2 pseudogenes are annotated in these 370 nt (G+C 71.9%); both read left to right on the top strand.

The annotated features are described in order from the left end of the window. Positions 1-147, top strand: a pseudogene (locus ACTJK8_RS32430) (ABC transporter substrate-binding protein); the annotation flags it as partial. After that, positions 144-370, top strand: a pseudogene (locus tag ACTJK8_RS32425) (iron ABC transporter permease); the annotation flags it as partial. The pseudogenes ACTJK8_RS32430 and ACTJK8_RS32425, both read left to right, overlap by 4 nt.

The raw sequence follows: 370 nt of genomic DNA, 5'->3' as shown, positions 1-370 counted from the left end.
CTGCACCATCCGGTTTTTCGGGCTCTCGCGCGGGCGCATCGAACGGTCGACATCCCGAACCGCTTCTGGACGTGTCCGGGACCGCAGGTGGCCGAGGTCGTGGCGCGCCTCGCCGAGGCTGCGAATGAACGGGCGCCCGGACCATGAACGCCCCCGTCCCCGCGCTCAGCTCCACGGCATCCCGGCGCCTCGGTACGCCGCGTGCCCGGCGAACCGTCATCGCGGTCCTCGGGCTCACCACACTTGCGCTGACGCTCGCCTCCATCGCCATCGGTTACGCGCCCTTCGACGTGCCCGCCGCCTTCGCTGACCTCGTCGCCGGTCGCACGACGCTGCCGGCCCTGGTCCTGTGGGAGCTTCGCATCCCGCG

Origin of the sequence: Methylobacterium sp. 22177, assembly GCF_052045615.1 — a bacterium.
Taxonomy (GTDB): domain Bacteria; phylum Pseudomonadota; class Alphaproteobacteria; order Rhizobiales; family Beijerinckiaceae; genus Methylobacterium; species Methylobacterium radiotolerans.
Note: the sequence above shows the minus strand (reverse complement) of the source record. Positions and strands in the feature narration are given on the sequence as shown.